General features: G+C 54.7%; 1 protein-coding gene. It reads right to left on the bottom strand.

Features of this window, described 5'->3' with window-relative positions; translation table 11 throughout:
• Positions 1 to 45 precede the first annotated feature (45 nt).
• Positions 46 to 18,150, bottom strand: a complete 18,105-nt coding sequence (locus A3850_RS20190; protein ID WP_197494037.1) for an SdrD B-like domain-containing protein — start codon at positions 18,148 to 18,150, stop codon at positions 46 to 48.
• Positions 18,151 to 18,355 lie beyond the last annotated feature (205 nt).

Here is an 18,355-nt window from a genome sequence, read left to right as displayed (position 1 = left end):
CCGGCCTTACTATTCCCTTTCCGGATGAGGTGATTGCCTCCTCAATTACGGGCGATTACCGTCCCAGAAGAAGCCTCCACAATCAACTTTCAGAATCTCTACCGTAATGGAGTCCGTAACCGGTGGGCAAAGCCCCGCTTGATCCGTCACTAGAGTAAGGGTTACCGTACCAGCGGCAATATCCTGCGGCCCCGGATCGTAGAAGGCAACCGTTTCTGTGCGGAAGGGTGCCGTGAGTGGCTGCTCGTTAGCGTCGAAGAAGCGGCCGTCACCGCTGGTGGTGTAAGTACCCTCGACGTTGCCGGGGAAGATGCTCGGAGAGGTACGGAGGTCCGCCAATTTGACGGAACAGATGGTCTTGGACTGGGTGCCTTCGATTTCGACGTTACAGACAAAGCCGAAGTCAATGGTCATATCACCGGCGTTATCGAATTCGTCGTCCTGGCTTCCACCGCTAAGTGGGTCTTCCTCGCCGGCAACGGGTTCCGTGCCCGGTAGAAGCGTGATGACCGGGCTGCGAACTACCGAGCCGGGGCCACCCATCTGGATACCGTTATTATCCTTATCGATTTGGTTGTCGCGGTCGGTTAGGATGGGTACCGTCATTGAAGGCATCTGGAGGAACTCCAGGTCTTCACCGGACGCAAACTCGGTGGTAGAGATCTCAACGACGTAGTTGCCCGGAGGTAGGTCATCGAAGAAGTAATCTCCTTCGCTGTCGGTTACGGTCATGTCGAAAGGTGTATCGCCTTCCGTTCCGTTGATGCGGCCGTCTCCGTTGGCATCGTAGAATAGCAATACCGTCACGCCAGGGACGCCCGGGTCTTCCGGATCCTCAAAGTTGTTGTCGTTGAGGTCCACAAATACGGTACTACCGATCGAAACGTTCGGGATGAAGCCGAAGTCGACGGTCATATCACCACTGAGGTCGAAGTCGATGTCTTGATCACTTCCCTGTGCGGTTTCCACGTCGTTGCCCATACCTGATCCGGCACTGGTAGGCTCCTGGCCGGCCCGTAATTCGATGAACGGAGAGAGCACGCGGCCACCGCTGGTCGTTTGCAGGCCGTTATCGTCACCGTCCGTCTGGTTATCACCGTCGGTGGTAGCGATATCTGTAGAGGAGTTGGGGAAGGTATCCAACGCTCCACTCATATCGTAGTTGCTTTCGGGGATCTGAATCTGGTAGAAACCGGGGACGAGAATGGCAAAGAGGTAATCTCCATTAGCGTCCGTCATGATGGTACGGATGGGCGTCTGTTCGCTACCCGTCAGGACGTTGTCCCCATCAGCATCGAAGTAGATTTCCATCGTAACGTCCGCGATGCCAAACTCTCCTGGATCCTGAATTCCATTGTTATTTAAATCACGGAATACGGTAGATCCAATGGCGACATTGGGCAGGAAGCCGAAGTCGAGGGTCATATCACCGCTAGCATCGAACATATTATCCTGCGCAAAGCCGCCTTCGAATTCCGTACCGTCGAGAGGTTCACGACCTGGCGTCAGATCGACGAAGGGTGAGAATACTCGGGTACCAGAGCCACCGGGCTGAAGACCATTATCGTCATTATCAACCTGAGAATCGGCGTTTGTAGTAACGGGGTTATCCGTTGAAGAAGTGAAGGCTTCGGTGAGGTCACTACCCTGCGGGAAGTTGTCCTCAGGAATCTGAACCTGGTAGAAGCCCGGTGCCAGATCATCGATGAAGTAGAATCCGTCAGCTCCGGTTGTGTCCATAGCGACGGGGATCAATTCTGCTCCCTCCAGTACCATGTTGCTATCGGCGTCAAAATAAACCTCTACGATTACCCCGGCGGCGCCAGGTTCGGTCGGGTCTTGCATTCCGTTGTCGTTCGGGTCGATAAACACCAGGCTACCGATACTGACATTAGGTGTGAAACCGAAGTCCACTGTCATGTCACCACTTAAGTCAAAGTCGATATCCTGTTGGTTGCCCTGCTGAGTCTCCTGCATGCTACCGACACCCGATCCGGCGCTGGTCGGCTCCTGACCGGCACGGAGTTCAATGAAGGGAGAGAATACCCGTTCACCGCTTCTCACCTGGATACCGTTATCGTCACCGTCCGTCTGGTTATCTCCGTTGGTGGTCGCAATGTCGATGGATGAATTCGGGAAAGTATCCAGCGCACCGTTGTTATCGTAGTTGCTCTCTGGAATCTGGACCTGGTAGAAGCCAGGAACCAGAATAGCGAAAAGGTAATCACCGTTGGCATCCGTCATCACCGACCGAACGGGGATGAGCTCCGCACCGGTGAGCACTCCATCTTCGTCGGCATCAAAGTAGATCTCCAGCGTAACTCCGGCGATACCAAATTCACCGGGGTCTTGAAGACCGTTGTTATTGATGTCCCGGAACACCGTCGAACCAATGGCAACGTTGGGGAGGAAGCCAAAGTCAACGGTCATGTTGCCGCTAGAATCGTAGGTATCATCCTGCATACCGCCTGCCTCGGTTTCCACTGCATCCAGTGGTTCCCGGCCAGGAGTAAGGTCAACGAAGGGTGAGAATACACGTGTACCGGAGCCGCCGGGCTGTAGACCGTTATCGTCGTTATCGACCTCAGAATCGATACCACTGGTTACCGGATCGTCCGTAGAGGAAGTAAATGCTTCGGAAAGATCGCTGCCCATGGGGAAGTTATCTTCAGGTATCTGCACCTGGTAGAAACCGGGGGTAAGGTTATCGAAGAAATAGAGACCATCCGCTCCGGTAGTATCGAGCGCAACGGGCATTAATTCAGCGCCTTCCAGCACCATGTTGCTGTCGGCGTCGAAGTACAGTTCGACAACTACACCTGCAGCGCCTGGCTCTGTAGGCTCTTGCATGCCATTATCGTTCGGGTCAATGAATACCAAGCTACCAATGCTGACGTTTGGCGCGAAGCCGAAGTCAACGGTCATATCACCACTTACGTCAAATGCATCATCCTGATCGCCACCAGTACCCGTCTCTGCTCCTACGGGTTCCTGACCGGAGAGCAGAGAGATAATGGGAGAGGTCACTGCAGTTCCGACTCCGCCGGGCTGCTGACCGTTGTCATCATCATCCGTTTGGTTATCGATATCAACGTCAAGCGTTGCGTCGGATGAGAGTAACGCGGTATCGAGTGCACCTCCCATGAAGTTCGTGGCGGGAATCAATACTTGATAGTTGCCTGGAGTCAGATCGCTGAAGAGGTAATTACCGTCGGCATCCGTGACTTCGGTAGCAACTGGCGTAGTCTCAGCCATGTCAATGACACCGTTTCCGTTGGCATCGAAAAGTAGCTGAACGGTGACATCTGCGATACCGCTGTCGTTATCATTGAGTAAACCATCGTTCTGCTCGTCGAAGAAGACCGTTGAGCCGATAGCAACGTTTGGTAGGAAACCGAAGTCAATGGTCATGTTACCACTAGCATCGTAGAGATCATCCTGATCACCGCCCGGGCCATTTTCTGCGGCGCCAACGGGTTCTCCGCCAGGTGTTAGGTCGACAAAGGGCGATAGAACCAGAGTCGACGGACCGGCTGGTTGCTGCCCATTGTCATCCGAATCGATGTCATTGTCAACATCGGAGACACCCGCTACGTCAGTGGAGGATGTCAAAGACATTGCAAGTGGTCCACCCGGATTAAAATTACTGGCGGGGAGTTGAACCTGATAAAATCCGGGAACTAGATTATCGAAATAGTAGTTTCCGTCCGCATCCGTCATTTGGGTTGCGACGGGTGTCAATTCCGGCCCTTCCAGCACGCCGTTGCTATCCGCATCGAAGAAGAGTTGAACTTCAACGTCAGGAAGTCCCATCTCCATACCGTTTTGGGTACTGCTATCGTCCTGGTCCAGGAATACGGTTGAGCCGATGCTGACATTGGGCGCAAAGCCGAAATCAACCGTCATGTCGCCACTGGCGTCGAATTGACCAGCAACCATGTCCTGATCGCCACCCTGATCCGCTTCCGCTGCGCCCGTGGGTTCGCCGGCGGGCGTCAGGGTAATGACGGGGGAGACCACTGTCGTTCCAGGACCGGCTGCCTGAGTACCATTGTCATCTCCGTCCATCTGATCGTCGGCGTCGCTGTCGAGCATATCGTTGGAGGAGAGCAAGACCGTGTCCAATGCACCACCAGCGAAGTTGCTGGCGGGGATTTGTACCTGGTAGTTACCTGGAGTTAGGTTGCCAAAGAAATAGTTACCGTCAGCATCCGTCGTAGTCGTGAGTGGAGTCGTGCCTTGCTCAGCGGCGTCAATCATGCCGTCGCCGTTTGCGTCGAAGTAGAGTTCTACCGATACGCCGGCGATACCATTTTCGCCGCCATCCTGCTCGGCGTCGTTGTCGATATCAAAGAAGACCGTGGAGCCGATGCTGACGTTGGGGAGGAAGCCGAAGTCGATGGTCATGTCGCCGCTGGCGTCGTACTCACCAGGAGCTTCGTCCTGGTCACCCCCCTGATCGGGTTCGGCAGCGCCGGTTGGTTCGCCACCGGGGGTCAGGTCGATAAAGGGAGAAGTCACTACCCCACCGTCCGTGGCTTGGATACCGTTGTCGTCGCCGTCCGTTTGGTTGTCCGCCGCCGTCGTGGCTACGTCCGTGCTGGAGACGAAGAAGCTGTCGAGTCCGTTACCCGCGTCAAAGTTCGTAACGGGAATCTGCACTTGGTAGAAGCCGGGCGTGAGGTTATCGAAGTAGTAGTTGCCATCGGCGTCCGTCGTGGTCGTCATGACTGCAGCGAGTTCCGCAGCGTCGAGCGTACCGCTAGAGTCTGCGTCGAAGTAGAGCTCGACGGTAACCATATCGAGGCCCATCTCACCCGCACTCTGCTCACCATCGTCATTGGCGTCGATGAACACTGTAGAGCCGATGCTGACGTTGGGCACGAAACCGAAATCAACCGTCATGTCGCCACTGGCGTCAAACTGTCCGGGCTCCTCATCCTGGTCACCGCCCTGATCTGCTTCTGCCGCACCCGTAGGCTCACCGGCGGGCGTTAGGGTGATGACGGGAGAAACCACCGTCGTGCCGGGGCCGGCAGCTTGAGTACCGTTGTCGTCACCATCCATCTGATCGTCGGCATCGCTGTCGAGCATGTCATTGGACGAGAGCAGGACTGTATCCAATGCACCACCAGTAAAGTTGCTGGCGGGGATTTGCACCTGGTAGTTACCCGGCGTGAGGTTACCGAAGAAGTAATTACCGTCGGCATCCGTCGTCGTCGTGAGCGGAGTCATGCCCTGCTCGGCGGCATCGATCACGCCGTCGCCGTTCGCGTCAAAGTAGAGTTCGACCGTCACGCCGGCGATGCCATTTTCGCCGCCATCCTGCTCGGCGTCGTTGTCGATATCAAAGAAAACCGTGGAGCCGATGCTGACGTTGGGGAGGAAGCCGAAGTCGATCGTCATGTCGCCGCTGGCGTCGTACTCACCGGGAGCCTCGTCCTGATCGCCGCCCTGGTCCGCTTCAGCAGCGCCGGTGGGTTCACCTCCGGGGGTAAGGTCGATAAAGGGGGAGGTCACTACCCCACCGTCCATAGCCTGGATGCCGTTGTCGTCACCGTCCGTCTGGTTGTCGGCTGCCGTGGTGGCTACGTCGGTGCTGGAAACGAAGAAGCTGTCCAAGCCGTTACCTGTGTCAAAGTTGGTAGCAGGGATTTGCACTTGGTAGAAGCCGGGGGTGAGGTTATCGAAGTAGTAATTACCGTCGGCGTCCGTCGTGGTCGTCATGACGGCAGCGAGTTCCGCAGCGTCGAGGGTACCACTGGAGTCAGCGTCGAAGTAGAGTTCTACGGTGACCATATCGAGGCCCATTTCACCCGCGCTCTGCTCACCATCGTTATTGGCGTCGATGAAGACTGTGGATCCGATGCTGACGTTGGGCGCAAAGCCGAAGTCAACCGTCATGTCGCCACTAGCGTCAAACTGTCCGGGCTCCTCGTCCTGATTACCACCCTGGTCCGCTTCCGCCGCACCTGTAGGTTCGCCGGCGGGCGTGAGGGTAATGACGGGAGAAACCACCGTTGTTCCGGGGCCGGCTGCCTGAGTACCGTTATCGTCGCCATCCATCTGATCATCGGCATCGCTGTCGAGCATATCGTTGGAGGAGAGCAGGACCGTGTCCAGTGCACCACCAGTGAAATTGCTAGCGGGGATTTGCACCTGGTAGTTACCCGGCGTGAGGTTACCGAAGAAGTAATTACCGTCAGCGTCCGTCGTGGTCGTGAGTGGAGTCGTGCCTTGCTCAGCGGCGTCGATCATACCGTCGCCGTTCGCGTCGAAGTAGAGTTCTACCGTTACGCCGGCGATGCCATTCTCGCCGCCATCCTGCTCGGCGTCGTTGTCGATATCAAAGAAGACCGTGGAGCCGATGCTGACGTTGGGGAGGAAGCCGAAGTCGATGGTCATGTCGCCGCTGGCGTCGTATTCGCCGGGAGCCTCGTCCTGGTCACCGCCCTGATCCGCTTCAGCAGCGCCGGTGGGTTCACCTCCGGGGGTAAGATCGATGAAGGGAGAGGTCACTACCCCACCGTCCATGGCTTGGATACCATTATCGTCGCCATCCGTCTGGTTGTCCGCCGCCGTCGTGGCAACGTCCGTACTGGAGACGAAGAAGCTGTCGAGTCCGTTACCTGTGTCGAAGTTGGTAGCGGGGATCTGTACTTGGTAGAAGCCGGGGGTGAGATTATCGAAGTAGTAATTACCGTCGGCGTCCGTCGTGGTCGTCATGACCGCCGCGAGTTCCGCAGCGTCGAGCGTGCCGCTAGAGTCAGCGTCGAAGTAGAGCTCGACCGTGACCATGTCGAGGCCCATTTCACCCGCGCCTTGTTCGCCGTCGTCATTGGCGTCGATGAATACTGTCGAACCGATGCTCACGTTTGGCGCGAAGCCGAAGTCAACTGTCATATCGCCACTCGCATCGAACTGTCCGGCCTCCTCGTCCTGATCACCACCCTGATCCGCTTCCGCAGCGCCCGTAGGTTCGCCGGCGGGCGTTAGGGTGATGACGGGAGAAACCACTGTCGTTCCAGGTCCGGCGGACTGAGTACCGTTATCGTCGCCATCCATCTGATCGTCGGCATCGCTGTCGAGCATATCGTTGGAGGAGAGCAGGACCGTGTCCAATGCACCACCGGTGAAGTTGCTGGCGGGGATTTGTACCTGGTAGTTACCCGGTGTGAGGTTCCCGAAGAAGTAGTTACCGTCGGCATCCGTCGTAGTCGTGAGTGGAGTCGTGCCTTGCTCAGCGGCGTCGATCATGCCGTCGCCGTTCGCGTCGAAGTAGAGTTCGACCGTAACGCCGGCGATGCCATTTTCGCCGCCATCCTGCTCGGCGTCGTTGTCGATATCAAAGAAAACCGTGGAGCCGATGCTGACGTTGGGGAGGAAGCCGAAGTCGATGGTCATGTCGCCACTGGCGTCGTACTCACCGGGAGCCTCGTCCTGGTCGCCTCCCTGGTCCGGTTCGGCTGCACCCGTAGGTTCGCCTCCCGGGGTGAGGTCGATAAAGGGAGAGGTCACCACCCCACCGTCCATGGCTTGGATACCATTATCGTCACCGTCCGTCTGGTTGTCAGCTGCCGTGGTAGCAACGTCCGTACTGGAGACAAAGAAGCTATCCAATCCGTTACCCGTGTCGAAGTTGGTGGCGGGGATCTGCACCTGGTAGAAGCCGGGCGTGAGGTTATCGAAGTAGTAGTTGCCATCGGCGTCCGTCGTGGTCGTCATGACGGCAGCGAGTTCCGCAGCGTCAAGGGTACCACTGGAGTCTGCGTCGAAGTAGAGCTCGACGGTAACCATATCGAGGCCCATCTCACCCGCGCTCTGCTCACCATCGTCGTTGGCGTCGATGAAGACCGTTGAGCCAATGCTCACGTTGGGCGCAAAGCCAAAGTCGACCGTCATGTCGCCACTGGCGTCGAACTGTCCGGGCTCCTCGTCTTGGTCACCACCCTGGTCCGCTTCCGCTGCGCCCGTAGGTTCGCCGGCGGGCGTGAGGGTAATGACGGGAGAGACCACCGTCGTGCCTGGGCCGGCAACCTGAGTACCGTTGTCGTCGCCATCCATCTGATCGTCAGCATCGCTGTCGAGCATATCGTTAGAGGAGAGAAGTACCGTATCCAATGCACCACCGGTGAAGTTGCTGGCGGGGATTTGTACCTGGTAGTTACCTGGCGTGAGGTTGCCGAAAAAGTAGTTACCGTCGGCGTCCGTCGTGGTCGTGAGTGGGGTCATGCCCTGCTCGGCGGCGTCGATCATGCCGTCGCCGTTCGCGTCGAAGTAGAGTTCGACCGTAACGCCGGCAATGCCGTTTTCGCCACCGTCTTGCTCCGCGTCGTTGTCGATATCGAAGAAGACCGTGGAGCCAATGCTGACGTTGGGGAGGAAGCCGAAGTCAATGGTCATGTCGCCACTGGCGTCGTACTCACCGGGAGCTTCGTCCTGATCACCGCCCTGGTCGGCTTCCGCTGCGCCGGTTGGTTCTCCCCCTGGGGTGAGGTCGATAAATGGTGAGGTCACTACCCCACCATCCATAGCCTGGATGCCGTTGTCGTCGCCGTCCGTCTGATTGTCGGCAGCCGTGGTGGCTACGTCGGTACTGGAGACGAAGAAGCTGTCCAAGCCGTTACCCGCGTCGAAGTTGGTGGTAGGGATTTGCACTTGGTAGAAGCCGGGGGTGAGGTTATCGAAGTAGTAGTTTCCGTCGGCGTCCGTCGTGGTCGTCATGACAGCAGCGAGTTCCGCAGCGTCGAGGGTACCACTGGAGTCAGCGTCAAAGTAGAGTTCTACGGTGACTATATCAAGGCCCATTTCACCCGCGCTCTGCTCACCATCGTTATTGGCGTCGATGAAGACTGTGGATCCGATGCTCACGTTTGGCGCGAAGCCGAAATCAACTGTCATGTCGCCACTGGCGTCAAACTGTCCGGGCTCCTCATCCTGGTCACCGCCCTGATCCGCTTCCGCTGCGCCCGTGGGTTCGCCGGCGGGCGTTAGGGTGATGACGGGAGAAACCACCGTTGTTCCGGGTCCGGCGGCCTGCGTACCGTTGTCATCGCCGTCCATTTGGTCGTCAGCGTCGCTGTCGAGCATATCGTTGGAGGAGAGAAGGACTGTGTCCAATGCACCACCAGTGAAGTTGCTGGCGGGAATCTGTACCTGGTAGTTACCTGGTGTCAGGTTGCCGAAGAAGTAGTTACCATCGGCATCCGTCGTGGTCGTGAGTGGAGTCGTGCCTTGCTCAGCGGCGTCGATCATGCCGTCACCATTCGCGTCAAAGTAGAGTTCGACCGTAACGCCGGCGATGCCATTTTCGCCGCCATCCTGCTCGGCGTCGTTGTCGATATCAAAGAAAACCGTGGAGCCGATGCTGACGTTGGGGAGGAAGCCGAAGTCGATCGTCATGTCGCCGCTGGCGTCATACTCTCCAGGAGCTTCGTCCTGATCGCCGCCCTGGTCCGCTTCAGCAGCGCCGGTGGGTTCACCTCCGGGGGTAAGGTCGATAAAGGGGGAGGTCACTAACCCACCATCCATAGCCTGGATGCCGTTGTCGTCACCGTCCGTCTGGTTGTCAGCTGCCGTGGTAGCAACGTCCGTACTGGAGACAAAGAAGCTATCCAATCCGTTACCCGTGTCGAAGTTGGTGGCGGGGATCTGCACCTGGTAGAAGCCGGGCGTGAGGTTATCGAAGTAGTAGTTGCCATCGGCGTCCGTCGTGGTCGTCATGACGGCAGCGAGCTCCGCAGCGTCAAGGGTACCACTGGAGTCTGCGTCGAAGTAGAGCTCGACGGTAACCATATCGAGGCCCATCTCACCCGCGCTCTGCTCACCATCGTCGTTGGCGTCGATGAAGACCGTTGAGCCAATGCTCACGTTGGGCGCAAAGCCAAAGTCGACCGTCATGTCGCCACTGGCGTCGAACTGTCCGGGCTCCTCGTCTTGGTCACCACCCTGGTCCGCTTCCGCTGCGCCCGTAGGTTCGCCGGCGGGCGTGAGGGTAATGACGGGAGAGACCACCGTCGTGCCTGGGCCGGCAACCTGAGTACCGTTGTCGTCGCCATCCATCTGATCGTCAGCATCGCTGTCGAGCATATCGTTAGAGGAGAGAAGTACCGTATCCAATGCACCACCGGTGAAGTTGCTGGCGGGGATTTGTACCTGGTAGTTACCCGGCGTGAGGTTCCCGAAGAAGTAGTTACCGTCGGCATCTGTCGTAGTCGTGAGTGGAGTTGTACCCTGCTCAGCGGCGTCGATCATACCGTCGCCGTTTGCGTCGAAGTAGAGTTCGACCGTAACGCCGGCGATGCCATTTTCGCCGCCATCCTGCTCGGCGTCGTTGTCAATATCGAAGAAGACCGTGGAACCGATGCTGACGTTGGGGAGGAAGCCGAAATCAATAGTCATGTCGCCATAATCATCGAATGCATCATCCTGGTCACCACCTTGATCCGCTTCAGCGGCACCAGTTGGTTCGGCCATAAGTGCCAGGTTGATGATAGGAGAGGTGACGACCGTTCCGGATCCACCGGGTTGGTCGCCATTATCATCTCCGTCCGTCTGATTATCGGCGAGGGAGGTTGATATGTTTGTAGACGAAGTGAATGCCTCGTTTAGCCCTTCACCACTTCCGAAGTTCGATGTGGGAATCTGAACCTGGTAATTTCCTGGAGCGAGGCTTTCGAATAGGTAGTTACCCATCGCGTCCGTCTGCGTTGTCAGGATTGGCGTAGTCTCGGCTCCACTTATAACGCCGTCTGCGTTGGCGTCGAACAATAGTTGGATGTCAACATTGGGTAGACCCACCTCGCCGGAATCCTGCTCTCCATTATCATTTGGGTCGATGAATACGGTTGATCCCAAGGTTAAATCTGGCAGGAAGCCAAAGTCAATGGTCATATCACCATTAGCATCGACCAATCCTTCATCAACCTCCTGATTACCGTTGGCACCGGGTTCATTTTCCGGTTCACCATCCGGTCTTAACTCAAAGAATGGACCAACAACAACCTCTCCGAACCCGGCCTGAACGCCATTATCGTCGTCATCGATCTGGTTGTCCAGAGCAGTTGCGGCTACGTCTGGGCTAGAGGTACCGGCGTCGACCAGCCCTCCATTTCCAGTGAAGTTCGAAGCGGGAATTTGAATTTGATAGTTGCCGGGAACAAGATCCTGGAATAAATAGCTACCATCTGACGCTGTCGTAGTGGTAGCGACGGAATTGAGTTCGTCACCCGTCAGTACACCATCATTGTTTACGTCGATAAAGAGTTCCAGCTCTACTCCTCCAATTCCAGTATTATTTCCGTTTAGAATCCGATCACCGTCTTCATCCAAGAATACGGTGCTACCCACTGAGACTAAAGCTGGCTGCAGTAGATCGGGGTCGCTATCATCTTCGTCACGGTCCGCATTGACGCTACCGGGTGAACCGGTACCATCGCCATTTACGGCGTCGTCACTAGCACCTCCGGGGGCACCACCAGGATCGTTACCTGGGTTTTGATCTGCGTTACTATCAATATCGTCGCCATCATCATCGCTTATCTCAGCTCGGTTTACGTAGGTTGGCTGGCCAAATACACCTGTAAATACTAGGTCAATTGTAACTGTGGTAGAAGCACCAGGAGCAAGCGGCCCGGGTATTGTCGTAGTTGATAGCAGGGTATTATTGGGTCCCGGTGTTGGCGCGGACCAAGTCCCCACGTTCGTTGGTGAGTACACCAGCCCGGCGGGGATGTAGTCGGTAACTTCAATATCATTCGCGACCTCATTACCCTGGTTGAAGACCGTGATCGTATAAGTGAGCACGTCACCAATCAAGGTAGGTTGAGGTGTGTCCAGCGATTTTGTAAGAGCAAGATCGTACACAGAGATGCGGTACGGATCCTGATCATCTTCATCATTCGGCTGAGCAGGGTCATCCGGATCTCCATTAATGATGTCATCGGTTGGGCTGTCTGGCACACCACCGGGGTCATTGCTGAAGATTTGATCAGGACGGCTATCAATATCGAAGTTCGACAGTGCCGTGCCCAGCGTATCTGAGAAACTATTGATCTCAGCGATGTTGGTGTAGTTGCCTTCACCACCACTAGACTGGGTAAGGTCCGCACAGATAGTAGTAGTGACCGTTCCGTTCGGTTCCAACCGGCCGGGGAAGGGGAAAAGGTAAACGGGGTCAAGATCCGCCCAACCTAAATCACTTTCATCTTGATTGAACGTCAGACCAGCCGGTAAGGAGTCAATCACTTGAACCCGCTCAACGGCCTGGATACCCTGGTTGACTACGGTAATGTCCATACAAATCAGGTCCCCATATTCGTAAGGGCCTAGCGTGGGCTTAATGGTGCTTGGGACTTTAATTAACGCCAGGTCATATACACAAGGAAGGACGGGCTGAGCCGTAAAGGTTGCCGCACAACCGGTGGCCTCGCGGAACTGCGCATCCACGGTGTAGGTAGTCAACTCTTGTGGGTTCACCAGGGAGTCTACAATGACCGCTGAACCCATTAATTCGCTTACTACAAATTCATAGGAGTTGCCACCGATCATCAGGTCCAGAGTGTCGTTACCGTCGTCGAATTGATCGTAGGTGTAAGGGTTGCCAGACCAAGTGGCGGTTACAATTAATTCTCTGGCGAGGGTATCACCTGACGGAGCACAGCCTCCGATCATTACGTCTAGTTCTAACGTACAGTCTGGAATTAAACCCGCATCGAAGTCGCGGTTGTTCCCGTCTAACGGTACAAAGCCTCCGGGGGTAATACCAGTTTCAGGGTCAACATCACTGTTATCCCCTGACATACCTCCAACACCTGGAATGGTGAAGACAAAACCATCGGGAGCAATTACCTGTACGGCGTAAGTACCCTGGGGTAACATGTCAAACAGGTACGCACCGTTAGCATCCGTGACGGTTGAACTAAGTAGTTGTCCGTTAGCTCCGTTGATCAGGTTAACGGCAACGCCTTCTACGCCGGGTTCATTTGGATCTTGAATACCGTCCATGTTGAAGTCAAACCATACAAAATCGCCTAGTTGAGTATTGGTATTACCACAGTCGGTCGCGGTTAGATTTACCGTAACCGCCGCGGAACAACCTTCCCCAACATCATACATCAAGGTATATACTTGACTACTCTGCACGTCATCAACCGTGGCTCTTCTACCACCATCGCTGAGCGTCAACCCAGCCATTGGTGACCACACGAAGTTTGAGGCCTCGGGATCATTAGTTGTCGGTAATTCGTAACTGCTACCAATACACGCCTGTACGTTGAATTGCTCGTCAACCAGCGGAGCAACCACTACAGTCACTACCTCGTCGGTAAAACACGGGGCGTTACTTACCCTCAAAGTGTACTCAATCTCTTGCGGAGCGCCCGTTCTATTTAACGGGGCCGTAAAGGTTACCGGAGATCCAGAAGTTGCGCTGAGTGAAGACAACGGTGATCCATTACGAGATAGGAATTCGTAGGAGTAGCCAGCAATTGGGTTTGGGCCGATCATAACCGTTTCACCAGAACACACTTCGAAGCGGTCGTCATAATCAAAAGTGATGTCCGGACGGAAGGTGGGCGACGATACTTCGTCACAGGCACAAGTTGAATCGGGTTCAATCACGGCCAGGACCGTACAGACATTGGTGGCGGGGAAAGTCGCCATGCCTTCGATGACAGCTGAGGCACCCGTATTTAATGGGGCGGCAAGCAAAGAGTCAATGGGGAATAGGAACATATCGATTCCAGCATCATAGGTTCCGTTCCCGTTCGTATCGTCGTAGATATTTATTTGGAGGGTATTGCCAGCTACGAGGGGGAAACCGAGGTTGGTCACTCCAACGTTAAAATCAGCTGTTGCCGTTCCATCATCCGGGTTCAGCGCGATGGAGCCTCCGAAATTGTCAAATTGAAAATTAGGTTTCTGGAAGTTCGCCGTGGCAATAGCACCACCCCGAATAGCGGCAGAATTACAGACTTCTCCGTTACAGACATCTTCGAAGGCCGCGAAGGCATCCACTTCAATATCTGACGGCCCACAATCTTGTCCATCATCAAAAGCTCGGACATCAACCGAGAAAAGGATCATATTTCCCGGAGCATCATCCGGTAAACTAAGTGGGAAGATGAGCGCCTGCTGGTTATCGATTTGGCGTACCTCCGTAGGGTTATTACCCGGCGTCGCGTTATCTCCCGGGACGTAAGAATCCATAACGTATTCGAGACCGACGGGAAGCAAAACGCGTACTGAGTCAGCCGCAGAAAGACCACCAGCGACAGTCACCTTTACGTCTACCGTCTCTTCCGTACCCGAACAGGCATTGAAATTGGCTTGTAGAGGAGCTACCTCAATGGAAATATCCTGCTCTACATCCGCCGTTCGGATGCGTCCAGACTTTCTAATTACCGTGCGCAATCTAGCCCCACAACTATTCCTACTTTTAATTACGAATTTAGCGCGTTGGCCGGAAGTGAAACCACAGGTAGTGGTAGTATTAAATCGCACGGATACCGTGTTATTCATTACATCCTTAGAGCCAACCAAACCTTCTGTATTCAGTGTCTCATCTAATTGAGAAACAATTTGCTGGTAGGTTCTACCGAATCTTCTTGGGTCCCGAACCGGAACGAAAGTGCCCCCCTGGCGAACGCTTGGAACGGCGAGTTCAAATGTTCCCGGCTCGTATCTTACCCCGGGAGGTAGTTGAAAGTTAAGTACGATCCCACGAACAAAGCCCAGATCCGAACTGATGATATCTGCCTCAAAAGGTACGGGGTCACATAGGCTAATTACATCAGTTGAATTGGCGGGGGGTTGAGTCACTAGCATATCAACCGATGAGCGAGCGCTGGTAAGTCTGATCTGGCTAGGATCAGAACAGATAGCATCGTTGATCGTGGTGGGGATGCCGTTACAATCCCAACCACCTACAAAATCAAGGCTGGCATCCGCACAGGTATTCTTGGTAAAGAAAACATTGAGGACTCGCTCGCTGGTTCCTCCAATAGTACCAAGTGGATAGATCCCGAATTCATTAGGAAGGATCTCAGCACCAGAGTTAGCGTCTTCTACTCTCGTCACCAACACATCCCCTGTCGGTGAAGGGAAGATGAAAGAGTTGGAAGCGGCCGGGACCTGAGTGTTTCTAATTCGCACTACCGCTTGGTCGTTACCACTACAGAGACGTATAACCTCCTGGTCAGTAAGCACGGTGATTTGAGCCGCACCCTGATAAGTAAAGGATGTATTGACCACCGGGTTGGTGATCTCGGACATACTAAAGATGTTCTCATCTACTGCTTCCGTGAACTGGTAACTGTAGGGATACTCTCCAATCACCGATTCACAGTTACCTTGAATTCTGGGGTAGAAGTATATACGGTACCCCTCGTCCGGTGGAATTTCCAAGTTGTTTTGCGACCGAAGGAAATCGCCAACGAGGAAGGTTACTTCATCTCCGTTAACGATGAAGAATTCAGCTGGGATTCCTGGATTAGAGGATCGGCGGGTGTCCAGAATGTCATTGGCGGGGGTAATCGTTTGCTGGAGCCTTACGTCCCAACTATCCAATCGGTACTGGAATTCAGGTGGCTTTGTAAAGACCAGACGTTCTGGTAAACCAATGGTGCGGATTTCATTCGGAAATTCATCCAAAGAGATACCTCCGGCGTAACGGTCGTAGCGAATTGACCAGGACGGCTGCTCACACGCACCAAAATCGTCACCGTCATTATCAAACTGGGTAAAGAAGCCAATTTGGTTCATTTGGTCTAGACGCGGATTACACTGGTAGCGGGTGCCCATTTCGAAGCCGGCGTTCGATACGTAGAAGTCCGGACGGTAAGTAGCTAAGCGGAATTGGGTATTAATTAGTGGAAGACTTTCCTTGAAGTCAATATCGACGGAAATACTATCCCCTTCTTCGTAGTTGCTACTACCAGGTATGCCGCAGCCCAAACTATTTAGCGTGCTGATGCTGATGTCGGCAATGATCCGCTCACCCGCCAGATCAGGGGTAAGGGGGACGGCTCCACAGGTTGTAGTCACCCCATTGCGTACGACGGTGATGTTGGCGCCAAGTGGGGTGAAATCGGAGTGTCCAATGGGAAGGACGACAAATCCATTCGAAAAGGTCTCACTATTGTTAACGTCCCGAACGCGGCCTTCGAAATGGGCGCGTAGGGAGTCACCTTGCAAAAAGCGATCGAGCTGAACGGTTTCAAGATCGATCTCCCCGTCGGGAATCTGATCATTGTTCGTATCACCCAAACCGAAGTTGGTGCGGTTTACGGTGAATTCGGTGAAGGTGATGCCATCACACTCACAGTTGGGATCATCATTCGTACAGACAATACGAATGGGTAGATCGGCAGGCTTCCAAATTTTTTCCACGGCACATTCAGCCGCACAGCTTTCGTCGGTCGTAAAGTCGAATTGAGCCACCACATTTTCGTCAAAGAAGGCAGAGCCACAGGTTGGAGGTGGCTTTTCGGTGCAATCTACCGTCGTACAAAAGGTGAAGCTGGCACCGCCGGCGTACTGGAAACCACTGGGACGATCCGGACCCTTGTACCGTACACGCAGGCGGTCCACGCCATCACCACTCGTTCCGTTGTCAACGTAGGAGAAGGACTCGGCATCATTGTCAAATGGAAACAGTCTACCATTGCGGTCGCGCCATTCCATTGAGCCGGGGACGTAGTCCAGACCACAGGGAATATCAAAAAGCCCTTCGAGGTAGGCATCTTGGTACGCGGTGGTCATCCAGTCCAGCTGCATGTTCGTAACGAAGTAGGTAAAGCAACCGGACTCCCCTTCTGCCAAGGTAGCCGGTGTTTCCCCAATCCCCCGGATGAAGGCATCGAACTGCCCCGATGGTGTCACACTTCTGAAGTCGTTCAGCTGCTCGCCACAGGGATCGGTGTAACCACGCTGTTCAAAGCGGCTGTAATATTTATTTCTGATTTGACAGTTATTGCAGTCGCAATTGGCAAAGGTCGTGTAGGTCACTTCCAGAGATTCCCCGAGGTCAATATTTGCCCCATTCACCCGGACATCCACCCGGCGGGCTCCCCCACCCTGGCAACTCGTAGAATTAATGGCTCCGGTTATTACTAGATCCTCATTCGGAATGACGGAACCATCGGCTCGGGTTGCGAAGATGGAGCTGAGGTCAATCGACATCCCCCCGTTGATGGTGAATAAGCGGAAGAAGACATCATCTGCGGGTGCGGTACCGGAGTTATCAAGAGCAACTACCGTCACTTGTGGCTCATCGATGTAACAAGCAGGACGGGTTCTTGACACCGTACGGGGGCGCAAACGGGGCGCCAGCAAATCGTAGTTGACACCAGTCGCGGTAAAATCCGAAGGTGATTTTTCCTGGCAGTCCACATCTCCCTGGCAACCGTATTGAACGCGGCGCGTGATGTCCATGGAGTTCTCGACACATTCCGTGACCAAAAATGTCTCCGTTACGATGAGCGCTTCTCCTCCATCGAAGGTCATGCCAATGCCCCCGGCATCTAACGCTGCGGAGGTGACGGTGTAACAATCTTGATTACCCTGGGTAAATGCGGGGGGCCCCAGGTCCACTCCGCCAACGGTGATCCGCTGTAGGTCAAGATTAGTCAAATCATTAACTACACAGTAAGTAAAGGTCTCTACCGTACCGAAACTAGCGTTCACCACCTGAACGTCGACGGACGTCTCCAGCCCACGATATGCTCCAATTGTTGCGGGGGTACTGCGGGGAATAGAGAGGTCCGCGAAAATGACCTCTACGGTTCCGCTCTCGCCAATGGCTGCCTCGTCCTGAACACTAAAAATCGCCTCAAACGTAGTCTCTTCAAAGGCACAGCTGACCTGGGCAAAGATGGTGAAGGTTACACTCTGGCCAGCGGGTATTTCGGGAAAACTGTACACGCCATTGGACTCAATGGTATCCGGATCGACGCTGATCACATTGACATTCTCGGGGAGCGTTAATTCGCCAACGATGCCCGCGCTATCCAGGCCAGTGTTATTGGTGACCGTCACCTCATACTCCAACAGCGGCCCACAGATGGATGCCGACGACGGAGTAGAGATAGATACTTCAAGCCCCTGCGCACCCAAAAAAGTGGAGCACAAAAGCAAAAGAAGACCTATCAAAAATTTGAATTTACCTGAAAACATACGCGGGACTACAAAGCCGATTTCATGAGACTAGCCCGCAAGGTACCAATATTTCCATCATGGCTCGCCGCTGTTCCCCGACAGTCTGGCAGGTAATGTACTGAGAGTTAGGAATTAAGCAGTTGAGATAATTTCCCTACGGACAAGAGTGGGATACTTGTCCCATTTCACTGCACCCGCG

It is taken from the genome of Lewinella sp. 4G2, assembly GCF_001625015.1.
Classification (GTDB): domain Bacteria; phylum Bacteroidota; class Bacteroidia; order Chitinophagales; family Saprospiraceae; genus Neolewinella.
Note: the sequence above shows the minus strand (reverse complement) of the source record. Positions and strands in the feature narration are given on the sequence as shown.